This window comes from Collinsella sp. UBA1693 (assembly GCF_002320115.1).
Lineage (GTDB): Bacteria > Actinomycetota > Coriobacteriia > Coriobacteriales > Coriobacteriaceae > Collinsella > Collinsella tanakaei.
The window spans coordinates 157,988-176,921 of record NZ_DCJT01000001.1; the positions used below are offsets into that span (position 1 = coordinate 157,988).

The 18,934-nt window shown below is 61.5% G+C and carries 12 protein-coding genes; 2 read left to right on the plus strand and 10 right to left on the minus strand.

The window, feature by feature from the left end; translation table 11 throughout:
- Positions 1 to 7: 7 nt before the first annotated feature.
- From kdpC to kdpA, 3 genes are read right to left on the minus strand one after another with little or no spacing between them, the layout of a single operon-like run.
- Positions 8 to 598 carry a potassium-transporting ATPase subunit KdpC gene (gene kdpC / locus B3H65_RS00715; RefSeq protein ID WP_286683729.1) on the minus strand — a complete coding sequence of 197 codons (591 nt, stop codon included), beginning with the start codon at positions 596 to 598 and terminating at the stop codon, positions 8 to 10.
- Positions 599 to 610: 12 nt separating this feature from the next.
- Entirely contained in the window at positions 611 to 2,671 is a 2,061-nt protein-coding gene (gene kdpB, locus B3H65_RS00720) for a potassium-transporting ATPase subunit KdpB (RefSeq protein ID WP_286683730.1), read from the minus strand.
- Between the two features lie 16 nt (positions 2,672 to 2,687).
- A complete protein-coding gene (gene kdpA / locus B3H65_RS00725) occupies positions 2,688 to 4,511 on the minus strand; it encodes a potassium-transporting ATPase subunit KdpA (RefSeq protein WP_286683731.1) in 1,824 nt (607 codons plus the stop codon).
- Positions 4,512 to 4,844: 333 nt separating this feature from the next.
- Here kdpA and B3H65_RS00730 point away from each other — a divergent pair, with 333 nt between their 5' ends.
- Together B3H65_RS00730 and B3H65_RS00735 are read left to right on the plus strand one after the other, a co-directional pair.
- On the plus strand, positions 4,845 to 7,583 hold the full coding sequence (locus tag B3H65_RS00730) for a sensor histidine kinase (RefSeq protein WP_286683732.1): 2,739 nt from the start codon (positions 4,845 to 4,847) through the stop codon (positions 7,581 to 7,583).
- Entirely contained in the window at positions 7,576 to 8,280 is a 705-nt protein-coding gene (locus tag B3H65_RS00735) for a response regulator transcription factor (RefSeq protein WP_286683733.1), read from the plus strand. The genes B3H65_RS00730 and B3H65_RS00735 overlap by 8 nt, the downstream gene beginning before the upstream one ends.
- Before the next feature lie 72 nt (positions 8,281 to 8,352).
- Here B3H65_RS00735 and B3H65_RS00740 read toward each other — a convergent pair whose 3' ends face one another.
- The 7 genes from B3H65_RS00740 to pstC all read right to left on the minus strand — a co-directional run bounded on the left by B3H65_RS00740 (position 8,353) and on the right by pstC (position 18,909).
- Complete coding sequence (locus tag B3H65_RS00740) at positions 8,353 to 8,595, minus strand: hypothetical protein (protein WP_286683734.1); 243 nt, start codon at positions 8,593 to 8,595, stop codon at positions 8,353 to 8,355.
- A 142-nt stretch (positions 8,596 to 8,737) separates the two neighbouring features.
- Positions 8,738 to 9,784: a helix-turn-helix domain-containing protein gene (locus B3H65_RS00745; protein WP_286683735.1), complete on the minus strand. Its 1,047-nt coding sequence runs from the start codon at positions 9,782 to 9,784 to the stop codon at positions 8,738 to 8,740.
- 249 nt (positions 9,785 to 10,033) lie between these two features.
- A complete protein-coding gene (locus B3H65_RS00750) occupies positions 10,034 to 13,384 on the minus strand; it encodes an ABC transporter ATP-binding protein/permease (RefSeq protein WP_286683736.1) in 3,351 nt (1,116 codons plus the stop codon).
- A gap of 711 nt (positions 13,385 to 14,095) precedes the next feature.
- Positions 14,096 to 15,952 (minus strand): ABC-F family ATP-binding cassette domain-containing protein, encoded by a 1,857-nt coding sequence (locus B3H65_RS00755; RefSeq protein WP_286683798.1) that lies wholly within the window; start codon positions 15,950 to 15,952, stop codon positions 14,096 to 14,098.
- Positions 15,953 to 16,224: 272 nt separating this feature from the next.
- Positions 16,225 to 17,064, minus strand: a complete 840-nt coding sequence (gene pstB, locus B3H65_RS00760) for a phosphate ABC transporter ATP-binding protein PstB (protein WP_009141682.1) — start codon at positions 17,062 to 17,064, stop codon at positions 16,225 to 16,227.
- The gene (gene pstA / locus B3H65_RS00765) at positions 17,061 to 18,008 is read right to left on the minus strand and encodes a phosphate ABC transporter permease PstA (protein WP_286683737.1); all 948 of its coding nucleotides are present in this window, start codon (positions 18,006 to 18,008) and stop codon (positions 17,061 to 17,063) included. Before pstA ends, pstB begins: the two co-directional genes overlap by 4 nt.
- Positions 18,001 to 18,909 (minus strand): phosphate ABC transporter permease subunit PstC, encoded by a 909-nt coding sequence (pstC, locus tag B3H65_RS00770; RefSeq protein WP_009141680.1) that lies wholly within the window; start codon positions 18,907 to 18,909, stop codon positions 18,001 to 18,003. The genes pstA and pstC overlap by 8 nt, the downstream gene beginning before the upstream one ends.
- Positions 18,910 to 18,934: the final 25 nt, after the last annotated feature.

Here is an 18,934-nt window from a genome sequence, read left to right on the forward strand (position 1 = left end):
AAACCAATTACAGCACGCCATCGAGCATGAGATTAACCTTTAGGACGTTAACGGTAGGCTCACCGAAAACGCCCAGGAAACGATCCTTGGAGCATTTTGCGATGATATCGCGCACCTCGTCCTCGCTCTTGCCGGTGGCCTTCGCCAGGCGCGGAACCTGGTACTCGGCAGCATCCGGGGAGATTTCGGGGTCGAGGCCTGAGCCGGAGCAGGTCACTAAGTCGACGGGCACGGCATCCATGCCGGCGTCGGGATTGGCGGCGCGAATCTTCTCGACGCGCTCGTCCACAAGCTGCCGGTACTCCTCGCTCGCCGGGGAGAGGTTGGACGGAGCGCCATACGCCATGAGCTCGCCGTTCGCGTCCTCGATCACCGACACGTTCTGAATGCGGCCCCACATGTGGTCCTCATCCTCGAAGTTCTGGCCGATGAGCTCCGAACCCACAACCCTGCCGTCGACTTTGATAAGCGAACCATTCGCCTGATACGGGAACGCAACCTGGGCGATACCCGTTACGACGAGCGTGTAGCCCAGGCCGCACACGACGGTAAACAGCGCGAACACGCCGAGCGCACGCGATGCAACGCCTTTGAACATACAAACCCCTTCCTACATCATGCCGATGCCGAACAGGCTCAGCAGCATGTCGATGATCTTGATGAACACGAACGGCGCCACGATGCCGCCCAGACCCCACACCAGTAGGTTATGGGTCAACAGCTGGCCGGACGGGACCTCGCGGTACTTGACACCCTTGAGGGCGGCCGGGATCAGCGCGACGATAACGAGCGCGTTATAGATGATGGCCGAAAGAACCGCGGACAGCGGGCTTGCCAGACCGAGGATGTTGAGCGCGCTAAGACCCGGGTAGATCGGCGAGAACAAAGCAGGAATGATAGCGAAGTACTTCGCCACGTCGTTAGCCACCGAGAAGGTCGTGAGCGAACCACGTGTCATGAGCAACTGCTTGCCAATACGCACGACCTCGATGAGCTTGGTGGGGCTGGAGTCGAGGTCGACCATGTTGCCGGCCTCCTTAGCGGCCTGGGTGCCCGTGTTCATGGCAACAGCGACGTCGGCCTGAGCCAGAGCGGGCGCGTCGTTGGTGCCGTCGCCGGTCATGGCGACCAGGTGGCCCTCACGCTGGAACTCGCGGATCTTCTCGAGCTTGCCCTCGGGAGTGGCCTCGGCAAGGAAGTCGTCCACGCCCGCCTCGGCCGCTATGGCAGCTGCCGTAAGCGGGTTGTCCCCCGTCACCATGATGGTCTTGATGCCCATGCGGCGCAGGTCGGCGAACTTCTCCTTCACGCCGGACTTGATGATGTCCTTAAGGTAGACGACGCCGAGGACGCGGCAATTCTTGGTAACTACCAGCGGGGTGCCCCCAGCCTTGGCGATGCGCTCGACGGCGTCGTCGCACTCATTGGAAAACACGCCGCCCGCCGCCTCGACATACGCCCGCACCGAGTCTGCCGCACCCTTTCGGATCTCATTGCCCTCGTAGTTCACGCCGGACATACGTGTTGCCGCAGTGAACGGGATGAACTCCATACCCTTATCCTCGAGCGTGCGGCCGCGCAGACCGAACTGCTCCTTGGCGAGCACGACGATGGACCGGCCCTCGGGGGTCTCGTCGGCAAGCGAGGAGAGCTGCGCAGCGTCGGCCAGCTCCGCGGGATCGACGTCGTCGACCGGGATGAACTCGGCGGCCTGGCGGTTACCCAGGGTGATGGTGCCGGTCTTGTCGAGCATGAGGATGTCGACGTCGCCGGCGGCCTCGATGGCGCGGCCGGACATGGCCAGCACGTTGGCCTCGTTCAGACGGCTCATGCCGGCGATGCCGATGGCGGACAGCAGGGCGCCGATGGTGGTGGGCGCCAGGCAGACGAGAAGCGCCACGAGTGTGGTCACGGCCGTGGGGTTCGCCATATCGTTGAGCCCCGCGGAGAAGCTGGAGTAGCAATACAGCGCCAGTGTCACGAGGATAAAGACGATAGACAGGGCGACCAGGAAGATCTCGAGCGCGATCTCGTTGGGGGTCTTCTTGCGGGCGGCGCCCTCGACCATAGCGATCATCTTGTCCAAGAAGCTCTTGCCGGGCTCGCTGGAGATCTTGACGACAATCCAATCCGACAGCACCGTAGTGCCACCGGTTACGGCAGAGCGATCGCCGCCCGCCTCGCGCACCACGGGGGCAGACTCGCCGGTGATGGCGGATTCATCCACTGAGGCGGCGCCCTCGATGACGTCGCCATCTCCCGGAATCTGCTCGCCAGCGCGAACGATCACAAGATCGCCGCGTGCGAGCTCGGTGCCGGGCACTACGGTGAAGTGCTCCCTGTCCTCAACGGACTCGATGCGATGGGCCTCGACATCCTTCTTAGCAGCTCGCAGGGAATCGGCCTGTGCCTTACCGCGGCCCTCGGCGAGCGCCTCGGCGAAGTTGGAGAACAGGTCGGTGAGCCACAGGATGGCCGCGATGGCGACCACGTAATACGTGGGGACGCCCGCATCCTGCACGCCAAAGATGGAAGCGACGGCCAGGACGGAGGTCATGGCGGCGGAAAGCCACACCAGGAACATGACCGGGTTTTGAATCTGGACGCGGGGATCCAGTTTGGCAAACGAGTCGCGAACCGCGCGGCCCATCATGTCTTTTTGCATAGCCATTAATCTGCGTCCTCCTTTACGCAATCATCTGGAAGAACTCGGCAACGGGGCCAAGCGCCAGGACCGGGAAGAAGCTCAGCGCGCCAATCAGCAAAACGATGAGCACGAGCAGGAATACGAACATGCCGTTGGTGGTGGACAGGGTACCGGCGCTCTCGGCGACCTTACCCTTCTTGGCCAGCGAGCCGGCGATGGCAAGCACGCCGGCGATCGGCAAAAAGCGGACAAATAGCATCTCGACTCCCAGCAGGACGTTAATCCAGGGAATGTTGCAGTTCATACCGGCGAACGCGGAGCCGTTGTTGCCGCCGCATGAGGTGAAGGCATACAGCACCTCGGAGAAGCCGTGCGCGCCGCCATTGTTGAGCAGGTCGGCAAGACCGGGCACCATGCAGGCGACAGCGGAGCACACCAGAATGGCGAACGGCGTTGCCAGGCACAGGACCACGGCCCAGCGCATCTCGCCCGGCTCGATCTTCTTGCCCAGGAACTCAGGCGTGCGTCCGACCATGAGACCGGCGATGAACACCGTGAGGATGGCGAAGCCAATCATGCCGTACAGGCCGCAGCCCACGCCGCCGAAGACGACCTCGCCCAGCGCGATCTGGAGCATCTGGACGAATCCGCCCAGCGGGGTGTAGGAATCGTGCATGGAGTTGACCGAGCCGTTCGAGGCGGCCGTCGTGAAGGCAGACCACGTGGAGGAGGAGGCGATGCCGAAGCGGCTCTCCTTGCCCTCCATATTGCCGCCGGCCTGGCCGTCGGTCATCTCGATGTTGACCGCGCCCCCGTCGGCCAGCTGCGGGGTGCCCGCATGCTCGTTGACGGCGATGACGCTGGTGAAGATCACCAGCAGGATGAACATGGCGGCAAAGATGGCCTTGCCCTGCTTGGTGTTCTTGACGCCGATGCCGAAGGTGAAGCAGCAGGCGGCCGGAATCAGCAGCAAACCGGTCATCTCGATGATGTTGGTGAAGGCGCTGGGGTTCTCATACGGATGGGCAGAGTTCACGCCAAAGAAGCCGCCGCCGTTGGTGCCGGACTGCTTGATGGCAACCTGAGGAGCCGCGGGACCCTGGGGCAGAAACTGCTCGGTGACCACGCGTGCGTCCTCAACGACCTTGCCATCGACCTTGACCGCGTCGCCCTCGATCTGAGCACCGTCGATGACGCTCCAGCCGCCGCCTGCATTAGGCTGGACGGCGACGGGCTCTACGAGCTCAGCCCTCTGAGCCGGTTGGAAGTTGGAAATGACGCCACCGGCAGCCAGGCAGATGCCGAACACGAGGTTCAGCGGGATAAGCACATACAGGACGGTGCGGGTGAGGTCGACCCAAAAGGAGCCCAGACCCTGCTCCTTGACCTGACGGAAGCCGCGGATCAGAGCGAACATGACCGCGATACCGGTGCCGGCGGAAACGAAGTTCTGCACGGTGAGGCCCATGAACTGCACGAGGTAGGACAGGGTGGTCTCGCCGGAATAGGACTGCCAGTTGGTATTGGTGATGAAGGAGGCCGCCGTGTTAAACGACAGATCCCAGGATACACCGGGCAGACGCTGCGGGTTGCCTGGCAAGACGGCCTGAAGCATTTGAAGCGCGATGAGCGCCACGAGCCCGATGCCCGAGAAGGCAAGGACGCTCGCCAGATAGCGCTTCCAGCCCATCTGCTCCTTCGCATCGATGCGCAAAAGACGATAGATGCCGCGCTCCACCAGAGCGAGCACGGGTGACAGAAACGTGCGCTCGCCGTCCATAACGCGAGCCATGAACCGACCGAGCGGAATGGCCAAGACGACGAGCACGGCAAAGTACAGGACGTACTGAAGTACGGCGCTCATGGTTTAAGAATCACTCCTCATGAGAATATAGATGTAATAGATAAGGAGCCCGATGCAGGTGACTCCGATAATGGGAATGAGAACGTTCATTCACCGCCCCTTTCACTCACGATAGCTTTCTCAAGCGCCCGACCCCGCAAGCGCTTGACGACAGTAAACGCTTCCGGAGATTAAAGCGGCATTAGGTTTGGTTCGGACGACCTTAAGATGGCGTAAAGATGCAGGTAGAAAGCCCCATTGAATTCGCAGTGTGTCTATACTCGACCACGTGGGCACCAAACGGCGCCGTCGCCGCAAGTGCGCGCATACAGCACGATCTAGAAAGGCAACACCATGCCGCGTGACGCATCAGACACCCGCGCCAATCCAGACCTTCTTCTCAAGGCAATCGAACAAGACGCATCGCCCGACGAGGTTCGGAATGGTCGGGGGCATCTCAAAATCTTCTTCGGCTATGCCGCGGGTGTGGGCAAAACCTACGCGATGCTGCAAGCTGCCCACGCCGCCAAGCAACGCGGCGTCGACGTCGTCGCCGGGTACATCGAACCGCATGAGCGCCCGGCGACCGCCCGTCTTGCAAGAGGAATCGAATGCGTGCCACACGAACTCGTCGAACACAATGGCATCACACTTGCCGAATTCGACCTCGATGCGGCCATCATGCGCGCCCCCCAGCTCATCCTCGTCGATGAGCTAGCCCATACAAACGCGCCTGGGAACCGCCATGAAAAACGTTATCAGGATGTAGAAGAGCTCCTGCGTGCAGGCATAGATGTCTACACGACGGTAAACGTCCAACATATCGAGAGCTTGAACGACATAGTCGCGTCCATCACCGGAATCGTCGTGAGCGAGCGAATCCCCGACCGCGTCTTCGACGACGCCGACCAGGTCGAACTCGTCGATATCGAACCTGAAGACTTGCTCGAACGCCTTCGCGCCGGACTCGTCTACCATCCCGACCAGGCAGATCGTGCACAACGAAACTTTTTCACCATTGAAAACCTCACCGCGCTTCGCGAGATCGCGCTGCGCCGTTGCGCCGACCGCACCGGCCGCCTCACGGACGCCGCGCGTGTGTTGGGAAACCGCGACTATTACACCAGCGAGCGCATCTTGGTCTGCATCTCTCCAGCTCCGACCAATCCTCGCATTGTCCGTGCCGCGGCACGCATGTCAAAAGCATTTCGGAGCGAGCTCGTCGCCCTGTTTGTGGAGAGCCCGCGCACTCAAGCAATGGGTGAGGAAGAGCGCAGCAGACTCGCTACGAACATCGCCCTTGCCAAGCAGCTCGGCGCGCATATGGAGACCGTCTACGGAAACGATATCGCGTTTCAAATCTCCGAGTTTGCGCGCCTTTCAGGCATCTCGAAGATCGTTATGGGACGTACGGGGGAACACGGCGGCGTCCGCCAGGCCCTCTTTGGTCGCAAATCGCTCGTCGAGCAACTCATAGCATTTGCTCCAAACCTCGACATCTACATCATCCCAGACCAAGAGACACCGTCCTCCCGGCCGATGGAGCGCAGGCATCAAACCGCGCTGCAGCTGCCTAGCGGTCGCGATATCCTGCGAACGCTAGGTCTCTCCCTCGTTGCCACGGCGATTGGAGTCTCCTTCCGCCACCTGGGATTCGCCGACTCCAGCATCATTTCTCTTTATATCCTCACCGCGCTGCTCACCGCCGTCACCACAACCGGACGCTTATGCACAATCATGTCCAGCGTCCTTTCCGTCGTTCTCTACAACTTCTGCTTCGTTACGCCCCTGTTCTCACTCAACAGCTACGATCGAAGCTACCTTGTCACGTTCGCCATCATGTTCGCAACCGCCATGGTTGCCGGCGAGCTCACGGCACGTATCACCGATAACGCCCGGACCTCAGCTGAAAACGCATTCAGGACGCGAGTGCTCCTCGAAACAAACCAGCTCCTGCAGCAGGCCCATGGCGCAGAGGCGCGCGCCCGCGTAGCCATGAACCAGCTCATCAAACTATTAAAGCTCGATGTGGTCTTCTACACCGCCGATCGCGGCCTTCTCGGGAAAGCCATCTACGAGCCCGCGGGCTCCGAGGACCACTCCGCATCGCTGCTCACAGACTACGAGCGGGCTGTCGCAACGTGGACTTACGCCAATAACAAGCACGCAGGGGCGAGCACGCGCACCCTACCCGAAGCCTCTTGTCTTTACCTTGCGGTACGCACCGGTGACGAGGTGTTCGGAGTCATGGGCATCGCCCTGAACGGGCGAGAGCTGGAAGACTTTGAGCATTCAATTGTTTTATCCATCGTCGGCGAATGCGCCTTGGCGCTCGAGAGCGACAGGGCAGCAAAGGAACGTGAAGAGGCCGCCGTCCTAGCCAGAAACGAGCAACTGCGCGCCAACCTCCTTCGCTCTATAGGCCATGACCTGAGAACGCCCCTCACGGCGATCTCCGGATCCGCGGCGGTCCTTCGGGAAAGCGATGAGAAGCTCACCCCCGAACAGCGACGAAACCTCGCCGATGCTATCTACGATGACTCCCTTTGGCTGATCGATACCGTTGAAAACTTGCTCGCCATCACCCGAGTCGAGGACGGCAGTATACGCCTCAACCTCACAACCGAACTCGTCGACGAGGTTATCGCGGGAGCCCTCAGCCATGTCGCACGCGCATCGCGCGGCCACACCATCACCGTTGCGCGCAACGATGAGGATATCCTGCTGGTGCGCATCGACGTCCACCTCATCATGCAGGTGCTCACAAATCTCATTATGAATGCCTTCAAGTACACACCCAAGAACTCGATTATCACCATCGGCGCTCATCGCGAGGACAAGTTCATCGTGGTAGAAGTTGCCGACAACGGCCCAGGCGTAGCAGACTGCGATAAACCCCGCGTCTTCGACCGATTCTTCATCTCAAGTAAAGCCCAACCCGTGGATTCGCACCGCAGCTTCGGCCTCGGCCTGTCGCTGTGCCGCTCTATTGTAGAGGCACACGGCGGTATCATCGAGGTGCGCGACAACCATCCCCGTGGAGCCGTCTTCCGCTTCACCCTGCCCGCCGAGGAGATAGAAATCCATGAATGACGCCACAAAGCCACGCATTCTGCTGGTTGAAGATGACCCCGCTGTTCAAAACCTCGTATCAACCGCCCTTGTCCTGCATGGATACAGCGTTGAAAAGGCCTGCAACGGCCAGGCAGCCATCATGGAAGCGGCATCGCATGGCCCCGACCTCATTATGCTTGACCTGGGCCTACCAGACATCGACGGAGTCGAAGTCATCACCAAGATTCGAAGCTGGTCCGCGGTGCCCATAACCGTCATCTCGGCTCGCGCCGAAGACTCCGACAAAATCACCGCACTCGACGCGGGCGCCGACGATTACCTTACCAAGCCCTTTTCAGTAGAAGAGCTGCTCGCGCGTGTACGCGCCAGCCTAAGGCGCTCCTCTATGGCGGCGAGCGAGCCAGCCGAAACGAGCGCCTTCGATAACGGCCCCCTGCACATCGACTACGCCGCGGGATACGCGACGATCGAAGGACACGAGCTCTCGCTCACCCCAACCGAATACAAGCTGCTCGTTCTCCTAGCGAAAAACGTCGACAAGGTGCTCACGCACACCTATATTACTCGCGAGATTTGGGGCACGAGCTGGGATAGCGACATCGCGAGCCTGCGTGTCTTCATGCGAACCTTGCGCAAAAAAGTCGAATCAGACCCCTCCCACCCCACCATGATTCAGACCCATATAGGTGTTGGCTATCGCATGCAGCGCCTCTAACAACAACGGAACCCTAAGCAAGAAGACGGGCCCAACACGGACCCGTCTTCTCAAGCAGATTCATCATTTGGCTTAGAGCTGGCGAATGGGCGCGCCCTCGATCTCGCGATGACCCATGCGCTCGCGCTCGGCCGTGTCGCCGGGAGCAGGCCCCTGGTCCACCGCCTTTCCCATGTGGGTCGCGTATTCGATGCGCTCGTCCGTAGGCGACGTCGCCGCGGTCCACGTGCGCATGACGCGCGGCACCGCGAAGAGCGCCGCGATCACCAGAAGCACAACGACCGCCAGCATAATCAAGATCTCATACCCGGGCATGATGGCTCCTTTCTGCCGCGTCCTGGCGCCGAAATTACGGTGCTATCTACGTGCTACCCACCGCGTTGCGCGCAAACCACATCTCTCGGCAAGCGTGGTGAAAATGACGGGAACGCATCCCGCTTTTGCAGGGCGAGCCAGCCTACCGAGCGTCCCACTTCTTAAGAAAGGCGCCATAGCCGGGAGCCTCGCGTAAAAACGCATACTCCTCGTCATCTTGTACACCGGTCAGCATCACCGCGCCCATTTGGGAGGTCAGCTGCACCAGATCGTTAAAGTCGCTATAACGGTACAGGGGGCTCTTGAGAACGTCGGCGTCGTCCCCATGCAGGGACGCCATCATCTGCTCGAGCAAATCAAGCGTCTCGTCCGTATCCTGTCTTGCCACCGCAACAGTCAAGCTGGGCGCAAGCCTCATCCACCCGGGCTGGTCGAGCGCTTCGAACACCGCCTGCGCACGGCGGGCGCACGCACGCGCATCGTCCACACGGCCCGCGCGCAAGGCAATCTCGATAATGCTGTTGATGGCGCCCATGAGATCGGCGGAAATCCTGATAAGGCGCGCCTCCCAGCGACGCGCTGCCTCCTCATCGCGACCCTGGCGCATTAGGAGAATCGCCTGGCGCTCCTCCCTGTCGATCTGCGGCTGATGAATGGTGTCGAGCAAGCGCTGAGCGTCCTCATAGCGCCCCTCTTGCATAGCGCGCGCAATCAGCATACCGCACGCCTGCTCGCGGGCTTCGGGCAGAGCACTTTGGGACAGCCGCTCGTAGGCTTTGTCCAGCGTGGGACGATATAGGTCCGGCTCATCAACCTGAAAAAGCGTGAGCGCGCCGTCAAGGTATTGCGTGAGCACAATGGCGAGCTCGTCGCTAGCCGGGTACAGACGTAGCCGCTCTTGCGCGTAGGCAAAGCCCGCCGCGTAGCCCTCCTCGCGCACCAGCCGGTCCACCTCGCGCTGAATGGAAAGGTTTGCTTCCTCGTCCAAATCCGCCTCAAAGGAAAGCAACGTGTTTGCATCCGTTTGCAGCACGCGGGCAAGCGGCGGAATGATGGTGATGTCCGGATAGCTCGCACCGCGCTCCCACTTGTTGACCGCCGGCGCGGAAACACCCAAGCGCTGGGCCACCTGCTCCTGCGTCAGGCCCAGCTCACGACGTCGCTCGCGAATGATGTTGGCTATAGGCATTGTGTCCGTCCCTTCAGCATATGATGGTTACCTCGCAGCTGCTCACCGTCTATTTCAGCAGCTTGCAGGGTCGAACGCAATTGAGGTGTCATCATGTTTGGAGCGCAAAACCTAACCGCCGGTTAATGAGGCGACGCATGGCAACGGCCGCGCACGGGCACAAAGCCCGCACACGGCCGTCAAAAGCGATCGCGCGCCTTTTAGAGCGCTCGGTCCCATCCGCACTCCAGTTGCACTCCGGCTGCCGGCTTACTCGCTGCGCAGGGCTTCAACGGGATCGCGGCGGGCTGCGGAGCGGCTGGGGATGAGGCCCGCCACAACGGTAAGGACAACGCTGATGAGGATGAGCCCCAGCGCCGATGAGACGGGCAGCTGCATGACGTTTTCAACCTGGTGCTCGGCCAGCGCCCACGCGTTGACCGGGAAGGACACCAGCACCACCACGGCGATCGCCAGCACGCCGGCGATTAAGCCCTCGATAAAGGTCTCCGCGTTGAACACGCTGGCGATGTTGCGCTTGGACGCACCCATGGCGCGCAGGATGCCGATCTCCTTTTTGCGCTCCAGCACGCTGATGTAGGTGATGATGCCGATCATGATCGAGCTCACCACCAGCGAGATGCTAACGAACGCGATGAGCACCAGCGAGATCATGTTCACGATGTCCGTCACGCTGCCCATGATCACGCCCATGTAGTCGGTGTAGACAATCGCCTTGTCTTCCTCCCCCGCCGCGCGGACGTCCTGGTTGTAGCCATCGATGGCGGAGAGCACCGCCTCTTTCGCCTCGAAATCCACCGGATAGATGCTCACGGACTGCGGGTTGGCCTGGTCCGCATAGCCAAGCGTTGCCAGGTTGTTGTCGTAGGTCAGCTTGCCGGCGTTGGCGTAGCTGGTCATAAGAGACGTCAAGTCCTCGGCATCCATGTTGAAGTGGATCGCGTTGGCGAACGCCGAGGCATCAACGTTGAATGCTCCCGCCATATTGGCAGCCAAGCGCTGCGACAGCTGGGTGCCCATGTTGGAGGCCATCTGCGCCATAGCGCCGGTTAGACCCGCCTGCAGCTGGGATGAGACGGCATTTGAGATCTCACTGGACACCTGCCCCAGCATCTTCTCAAAGGAGCCCCGCATATAGGGGGCGAGCTGATTCTCAACGTAGTCGCGCGCGATCTTCTCCAGGCGGTCCGCCACGGGCTGGCCTGCGATCTGGACAATCTGGTCCAAGAGCACCTTGCCGCCATCGGCTTCGGCGCTGCTTGCATATGCCGCGAATTGGACAAGGAGCCTTGCCGCAAAATCATCCGCAGACGGATCGAGCCCCTCGCCGTGGGCAGGCAGCCAGCGCGTGACAAAGCCCTGCACAAACTGGTTGGCAAGCGTTGCGGTCTGCTCCATCTGGTCGCGGTCGAGCACGGGGTCCTCGGCCAGATCACCCAGAATGCCGGAGATATCCGGCGCCGGCGCGCCCGCGACGATGCCCTCGATATCGAGCGATTCCGCGACGCCGGATAGGTCTATGTCGACGTTGCCCATATCGATGCCGGAAAAATCGAAACCGGAAAGGTCAAGGCCCGCACCCAGCTTGGACGCATCGACGGAAAACGCCGCGCGCAACCCGGACTCGTCCACGCTAAACAGGCTTGAGAGGTCCACGCCGCCCTTAGCCTCCTCTTGCAGGGTCGCGAACGACTTGCCGGTGAACACGTCGACGTCCGGATTGCCGAGCTGCTGCTGGACGATCTGCGAGTTGGCCGCGCGCGCCATGAGCTCCTCGGTGAGGCCGTGCGTGTAGGCGATACCCTGCGAGAGCGCAGCGGACTTTGCGGTGGGGTTGGGCTGCACCACGCCGACGATTCTAAGATCAAGGCCGCTTGCCACTTGCTGAGCCACGAAGGCCTCGTCATCGGACATGTCGGTCCAGCCGCCGGTCTCCTCATTCTTGCGATAGAAGTCGCTTGCGGCCAGCACCTTGAAGCTTGTACCCAGCGCGTCCTCATAGGTGAGGTCCACATCCACCTTGGGCACGTCCACCTCCCCCGCGCCGCTCATAGTGCTATCGACCATGCGGTCCAGCTCGGCGGGATCGAGCACGCCTATGCTATACAGGGTGAAGTCCGAGACCTTACCGCTGCTGGAGAGCACCAGCACGCACTCGTCCGCCGCCTTTGCCCACCTGCCGGCGACCACGTCATATTGCTCGTCCAAAAGATCGGGGTTATCGATCATCTCGTTGAAGGAAGTGGCGCCCGTCATCATGGTGCCCGCCATCGCCGCGGAACTCGCCCCGCCCGTCATGGCAGTGGACATAGCGTTGGGCGAAAGCCGCGCGGGGCCGTTGGAGACGTCCGCCCGGTACACCAGCGGTGTGATGCCGTAGTCGTACTGAATCGCGGAAACCTCGCCGTCCAGCTCATCGGCATCCTGATCCAGAAAGGCCTTAAAGCTCGCCATGTCATTCGACTTAACACTGGCGAACATATCGGAAAGCATGGTGAACACCGGAATAGAGCTGCTCTTGTCCACTCCGGCGTCCCCTGCGGACGATGAGCCGTCGGGGTCCGCGTCATCGCCTGATCCGACCTGGTCCGCGGCATCGCCCGAACCCGCGTCTCCCGTCAGCATGCTGGAGAGGTCGTAGCTCTGCCGCGCTATGGTCAGCGGATAGCTCGACAGCGTGTCCTGCTCGACCTTGGCGATATAGCCGTTCACGCCATTGGAAAGCGCCAGGATAGCCGCGATTCCGATGATGCCGATCGATCCGGCGAAAGCCGTCATGATGGTGCGGCCCTTTTTGGTCATAAGGTTGTTGAACGAGAGCGACAGCGCCGTGAGCAGGCTCATGGACGAGCGGCGTTTGGGACCCTTCTCGGCAGACTCGTCCACAGAAGCCCGAAACGCCGCGGCAGCACGCTCGTCCGCGCTCACCGGATTGGTATCGTCCACCACGCGACCGTCTTGAATGCGGACGATGCGCGTAGCGTAGTCCTCGGCCAGTTGCGGATTATGCGTGACCATGATGACCAGGCGCTCGCGTGCGACCTCAGCGAGCAGGTCCATCACCTGGATGCCCGTCTCCGTGTCGAGCGCGCCGGTGGGCTCGTCCGCCAGGACGATCTCTGGATCGTTCACCAGGGCGCGAGCAATGGCCACGCGCTGCATCTGGCCGCCGGAGAGCTGCGAGGGCTTCTTGTTCACATGGGCGCCAAGTCCCACGCGCTCAAGCGCGGCACGGGCGCGCCGGGTTCGCTCCGCGCGGTCCACGCCCGCCAACGTGAGGGCGAGCTCGACGTTGGCCAGAATGGTCTGGTGAGGGATGAGGTTATAGCTTTGGAAGATGAAGCCCACACGGTGATTGCGGTAGGTATCCCACTCAGCGTCTCCATAATCGCTGGTAGAGACACCGTTTACTACGATATCGCCCGAATCCGCGTGGTCGAACCCGCCCAGGATGTTGAGAAACGTGGTCTTGCCGGAGCCAGACGGACCCAGCACGGCCACAAACTCGTTCTCGCGAAACGTCACGGACACGCCGTCCAGCGCGCGCTGAACCAAGTCGCCCGTTGTGTACGTTTTAGTGATGTCGCGAATCTCGATCATGTATGTTCCCGTCCGTATGTTCCCGCCCGAAAAGAAACGCCGATGTGATGGCGACGCCACACATCGGCAATACCATTAGGTACCATTACCATTTTTCCTGATACCCATATTAACCATGGCGAGAAGCTCAATTCTCAAGCAAGTGGCGCTTGGGCGGTCTTTGCATGAGACCGACATCATTTTGCGCGCCCCTCTTGCGCCGGACCCGTTCTCAAGCCGGGTGCAAAGCAATCGACCGCCGCGCGCGGAGAGCGCATGGCGCGGCGGGCGGGAGCAGCCAGAGAGGGACGGAGGCCAAATGGAGCGTCAGCGTGGAGAGGACGGCGTGTCAAAAAGCGGCTTAGTGCGGAGGTTTGGTCAAATAGTGCGTTAGTGCGGATTGAAGGCTGTCTGACGGACCTCCCTTATGCATCGAGCAGCATCGTCCGGTCCTTCTAGCTTGGGCGATGCGGACGCCCTATTCATAAGGTACCCTTACCATCTCTCGCCTGGACCGCACTAACGCATTATTTGACACGATTTGAACCGCACTAAGCGACTATTTGTCCCAACCTCCGCACTAAGCGATTATTTGGCACACCCCTATTTCCGCACCAACTCGCTTTTTGGTCCGGCACCCATCCTGGGCTCAGGCAGCCTTCCGCGCGAAGGCATCGATAGGCAATGCAACCTCAGCGATGCCGCCACAGCGACGCTATCACAGTCGGCAGGCTACTCCCCCAGCTGCTCGCTGGCTTCGAGCCACGCCATCTCCAACTCGTCCAGCTCATCCTTCGCTGAAGCAATCGACTCCTGCTGGGCGGTCAGGGCCGCGAAATCCGTGGGATCGATATCGAACATGCCCGCCTCGAGCTCCTCGATACGCGCACGGCGCGTATCCATCTTGCGCTCGAGCGATGCGACCTCCTTCTTCAGGCGCTGGCGCTCAGCATTCGACATGCCTGCGGCAGCACTTGACTGCGCGTTTTTGGACGAGGGCGAAGTAGCCGGCGACGCACCGCCAGAAGAAGACCCCGCCGCGCGCCTGGCGCTTGCCGCAGCATCGAGCTCGTCGGCCGCCTTGAGATACTGGTCAACGCCGCCGGGCATATGGCGAAGGCGGCCGTCGATCAAGGCGAATTGCGAATCCGTCACGCGCTCCATCAAGAAGCGGTCGTGCGTCACCAAGATCAGCGTGCCGGGCCAGCCGTCGAGCAGGTCCTCCACGATGGCGAGCATATCGGTATCCAGGTCGTTGCCGGGCTCGTCCAAAATCAGCACGTTGGGCTCTTCCAAAATGGTGAGCAACAGCGACAGGCGGCGCTTCTGGCCGCCGGAGAGGTCGCAGATGCGGCTCCACTGCTGCTTGGTGGTGAAGCCCAGGCGCTCCAGCAGCTTCTCGGGACTGGTCTCTTTACCGTCGACAACGTAGACGCGCTTGTAGCGAGAGAGAACCTCGCGAATGGTATCCGTCTCGTACGGGTCGAGCTCATGCAGTTGCTGGGAGAGCACGCCAAACTTGACCGTCTGGCCAATCTTGACGCGGCCGGTTCGCGGACGGATCTTGCCCTGGATAACGTCGAGCAGCGTGGTCTTTCCCGCGCCGTTGGCACCAAGCAGGCCGTAGCGGTCGCCCGCGCCGATAAGCCAGGTGACGTCCTCCAGCACGGGGGCGGCGGGATCGCCGGCGGAGCTATCGGTATACCCAGCGGTCACGTCGAGGACGTCGATCACCTGCTTGCCCAGGCGGCTTACAGCCAGACGTTTGAGCTCCAGCTCGTTTCGCACGGGGGGAACGTCGGCGATGAGCTCTCGGGCGGCGTCGACACGGAACTTGGGCTTGGTGCTGCGGGCCTGAGCGCCGCGCGAAAGCCATGCCAGTTCCTTGCGCGCCATGTTGCGGCGGCGCTCTTCTGCCACCTGCGCCATGCGGTCGCGCTCCACGCGCTGCAGGATATATGCGGAGTAACCGCCCTCAAAGGGGTCGACCTTGCCGTCATGGACCTCCCACATAGAAGTGCAGACCTCGTCCAAAAACCAACGGTCATGGGTGACCACCAGCAAGGCGCCCGCCCCCGCGTGCCAGCGCTGCTTCAAGTGCTCGGCGAGCCAGTTGATGGTGCGCATATCAAGGTGGTTGGTAGGCTCGTCCAACATAAGCACGTCATAGGTGCCAATGAGCAAGCGAGCCAGGTCGACGCGGCGGCGCTGGCCACCGGAGAGCTCGCCCACCTTGCCCTCCCAGGGAACGTCGGCGATAAGGCCGTCCAGAATCTGGCGGATGCGAGGCGACGCCGCCCATTCGTACTCGGGCATATCGCCCACCACCGCATGGTGCACGGTGTCGTCAGAATCCAGCGAATCGCGCTGGCCGAGCAGGCCAACGTGGACGTCGCGACGGTGCGTCACGCGGCCCTCATCGGGTTCGAGCGTTCCGGCGAGAACGGAAAGCAGCGTGGACTTGCCGTCGCCGTTGGTGCCCACGATGCCGATGCGGTCGCCCTCGTCCACGCCCAGCGTGACGCTACCCAAGATGAGCTTGGTGGGAAACTCCAAATGAACCGAGTCGCACCCCAGCAAAATCGCCATGTCTACCACCTTCCAAGCGCGCGGACGCAGACGGGCGGCGCGCACGATCATTTCCAACTTTTTATCCTAGCAGGTACACAGGGCTGTTGGCGACGGCGCGAAAGATCCGTGCCGAATCGAGACATAGCGATGCGGCGACCCGGAGCCTAAGGCCGAGCCGCCGCAAAGGGAAGGTCCGCATCGCGCAGCCATGGCGTGGCGCGACGGGTGTGCACGCCCCGGACTAGAAGGACGCGCGTATGTGATGCAAGCGAAAGGACAAGGACCGGCGGCTAGGAGAACATGCCGGTGAGGTAATCGTTCAAGCGCTTGTCCTGGGGGCGCTGGAAGATCTGGTCGGTCTCGCCATACTCCACCATATCGCCCATATAGAAGAAGGCGGTTCGGTTAGATACGCGCGACGCCTGCTCCATGTTATGGGTGACGATGATGATGGCGCGCTCCTCGGCCAAAGAGTTCATAAGGTCCTCGATGGCGAGCGTCGAGATGGGGTCGAGCGCGGAGCAGGGCTCGTCGAACAGGATGACGTCAGGCTTGAGGGCGAGGGTGCGGGCGATGCAGAGACGCTGCTGCTGACCGCCGGACAGCGCGAAGGCGCTCTTGTCGAGCTTGTCCTTCACCTCGTCCCACAACGCGGCGCCGCGCAAGCTCTCCTCAACCAGCTGGTCGAGCTCGGCCTTGTTGGTAAGACCGTGGCGCTTGGGCGCGAAGACGATGTTCTCGTAAATGGATTTACGGAACGGGTTGGGCTGCTGGAACACCATGCCGATGGAGCGACGCAGCTCGTAGAGGTTCTCCTTGGGCGTATTGATGTTGTGGTCGCGATAGATGATCTCGCCCTCGACGCGGCATCCGCGGATCTCGCGGTTCATAAGGTTGAGGCTGCGCAGGAAGGTCGACTTGCCGCAACCGGACGGACCGATGAGCGCGGTGATCTCGCCCTTGTGGAAATCGAGCGTGGTGCCGTGCAGCGCATGATGGTCGCCGTAGTAGACGTTGACGTCACGCGCGGCGAGGACAACCTCGCTGGAAGTGGCGCGGCCACGGCGGCGGCGACCGCCCGCTTCGCTGGTGGCGACGCTATCGAGGAACTGGTCGGTCTCGTTTGTCATTCTGCGGTCATCCTCCTTGCAAGGGCCTTGCCCACGATGCGGGCGAGAATGTTGAACAGCAAGACGCAGATCATCAGCAGCGCAGCGGTACCCCAGACAATCTCCTGGGCCTGCGGGCTGCCCTCGCCGTAGATCTTATAGATGTGCACGGCAAGCGACTCGCCGGGACGGAACACGTTCCATGCGCAGGTGGGGCTGGAGAAATTAAGGGTCGCGAAGTTGAGGCGCACGGGGCTGGACATACCGGAGGTGAACAGCAACGCGGCGGCCTCGCCGAAAACGCGGCCAGCGGAGAGCACCACGCCGGTGACGATGGCGGGCATAGCGGCCGGGATCAGCACGTGGATAGTGGCCTCCCAGCGAGTGAGGCCCATGGCCAGGCACGCATCGCGCTGCGACTGGGGAACATCCTCCAGAGCCTGCTGGATCACGCGCACCAGGATGGGAATGTTGAACATGGTAAGGGCCACGGCGCCGGAGATGATGGAGTACTTCCACCCCAAGTTAACCGAGAACACCAAAAAGCCGAACATACCAACCACGATGGAGGGAAGGCTGGAGAGGGTCTCGATCGCCGTGGAGGCGATGGTGGTGACGGGACCGTCCGGCGCGTACTCGACCAAAAACACCGCTCCGCCCAAGCTGATGGGCACCGAGATGATCAGGGTGAGGAACAGCATGTAGAACGAGTCGAACAGCTGGTAGGCGACGCCGCCCTCGGTACCGTTGGAACGTGCGGCCTCGGTAAGGAAGCCGGGCTTGAACAGCATGCCTATACCCTGGAACAAGATGTAGGCGATCATGGACACGACGAGCAGCATGACCAGGGCGACGATGGTGGTGAGCACGCCCGTTGCAAGCTTGTCCTGCATGCCGGCGCGCTTGATGTGGGCGTCCTGCGCGGATTCCGCAGACGCGACGGGAGCCGCTTGGGTATTAGGCACGTTCGGTCGCCCCCTTCTTACCAATGAGATGGATGATGAGGATGAAGATGAGCGACATGCCCATCAGCATCAGGGCCAGCGACCACAGCACATCGTTTTGGACTGAGCCGTCGGCGTAGACGGCCATGCTGGTGGTCAGCGTGGTGGTGATGGTAGACGCAGCATCGAGCAGGCCGTTCGGCATGGTCTCGATACCGCCGATAACCATGCGCACGGCCAGGGTCTCGCCAAAGGCGCGGGTCATGCCCAGGATGACGGCGGTCATGAGCGAGGGCAACGCGCTTCGAAGGACCACGTGCCAGATGGTCTGCCAGCGGGTATAGCCCAGCGCAAGCGATCCTTGGCGATAGCTGTCGGGCACGGCGCGCAGGGCATCGATCGCAAGCGTGGTGATGGTGGGCAGAATCATGATCGCCAGCACCAGGGAGCCCGGCAGGATGCCCAGGCCCGTGGGCACGTTGAAGATCGCCTTCATGGCACCGACGATGACATGGAAGCCAATAAGGCCGAAGACGACCGACGGGATACCGACCAGCAGCTCGATCAGGGGTTGGAACACCTTCTGGCCAAACTTGGGCTGAATCTCGACCGCGAAGATGGCCGATCCGATAGCGACGGGCAGGGCGATGGCGGTGGAGAGCACCATGACCGAGAACGACGTCACGATCAGGGGAAGGGCACCGGTGAAGGGCATACCGTTCTCCTGCGCGTTATGCAGGTCCCACGTGGTACCGGTAAAAAACTCGACAACGTTGACGCCGTCTTTGAAAAAGGCCGACAGACCCTTTTGAGCAACCATGAAAATCAGCGCACACACAACGAGTGTCACGAGCGCGACGCACGCACCCGTGACACCCAGGCCCACTTTTTCCAGGTTGCGCTTTGGCATTTGACGTGCCATCACGCATCCTTCCTCTTCTAACGGG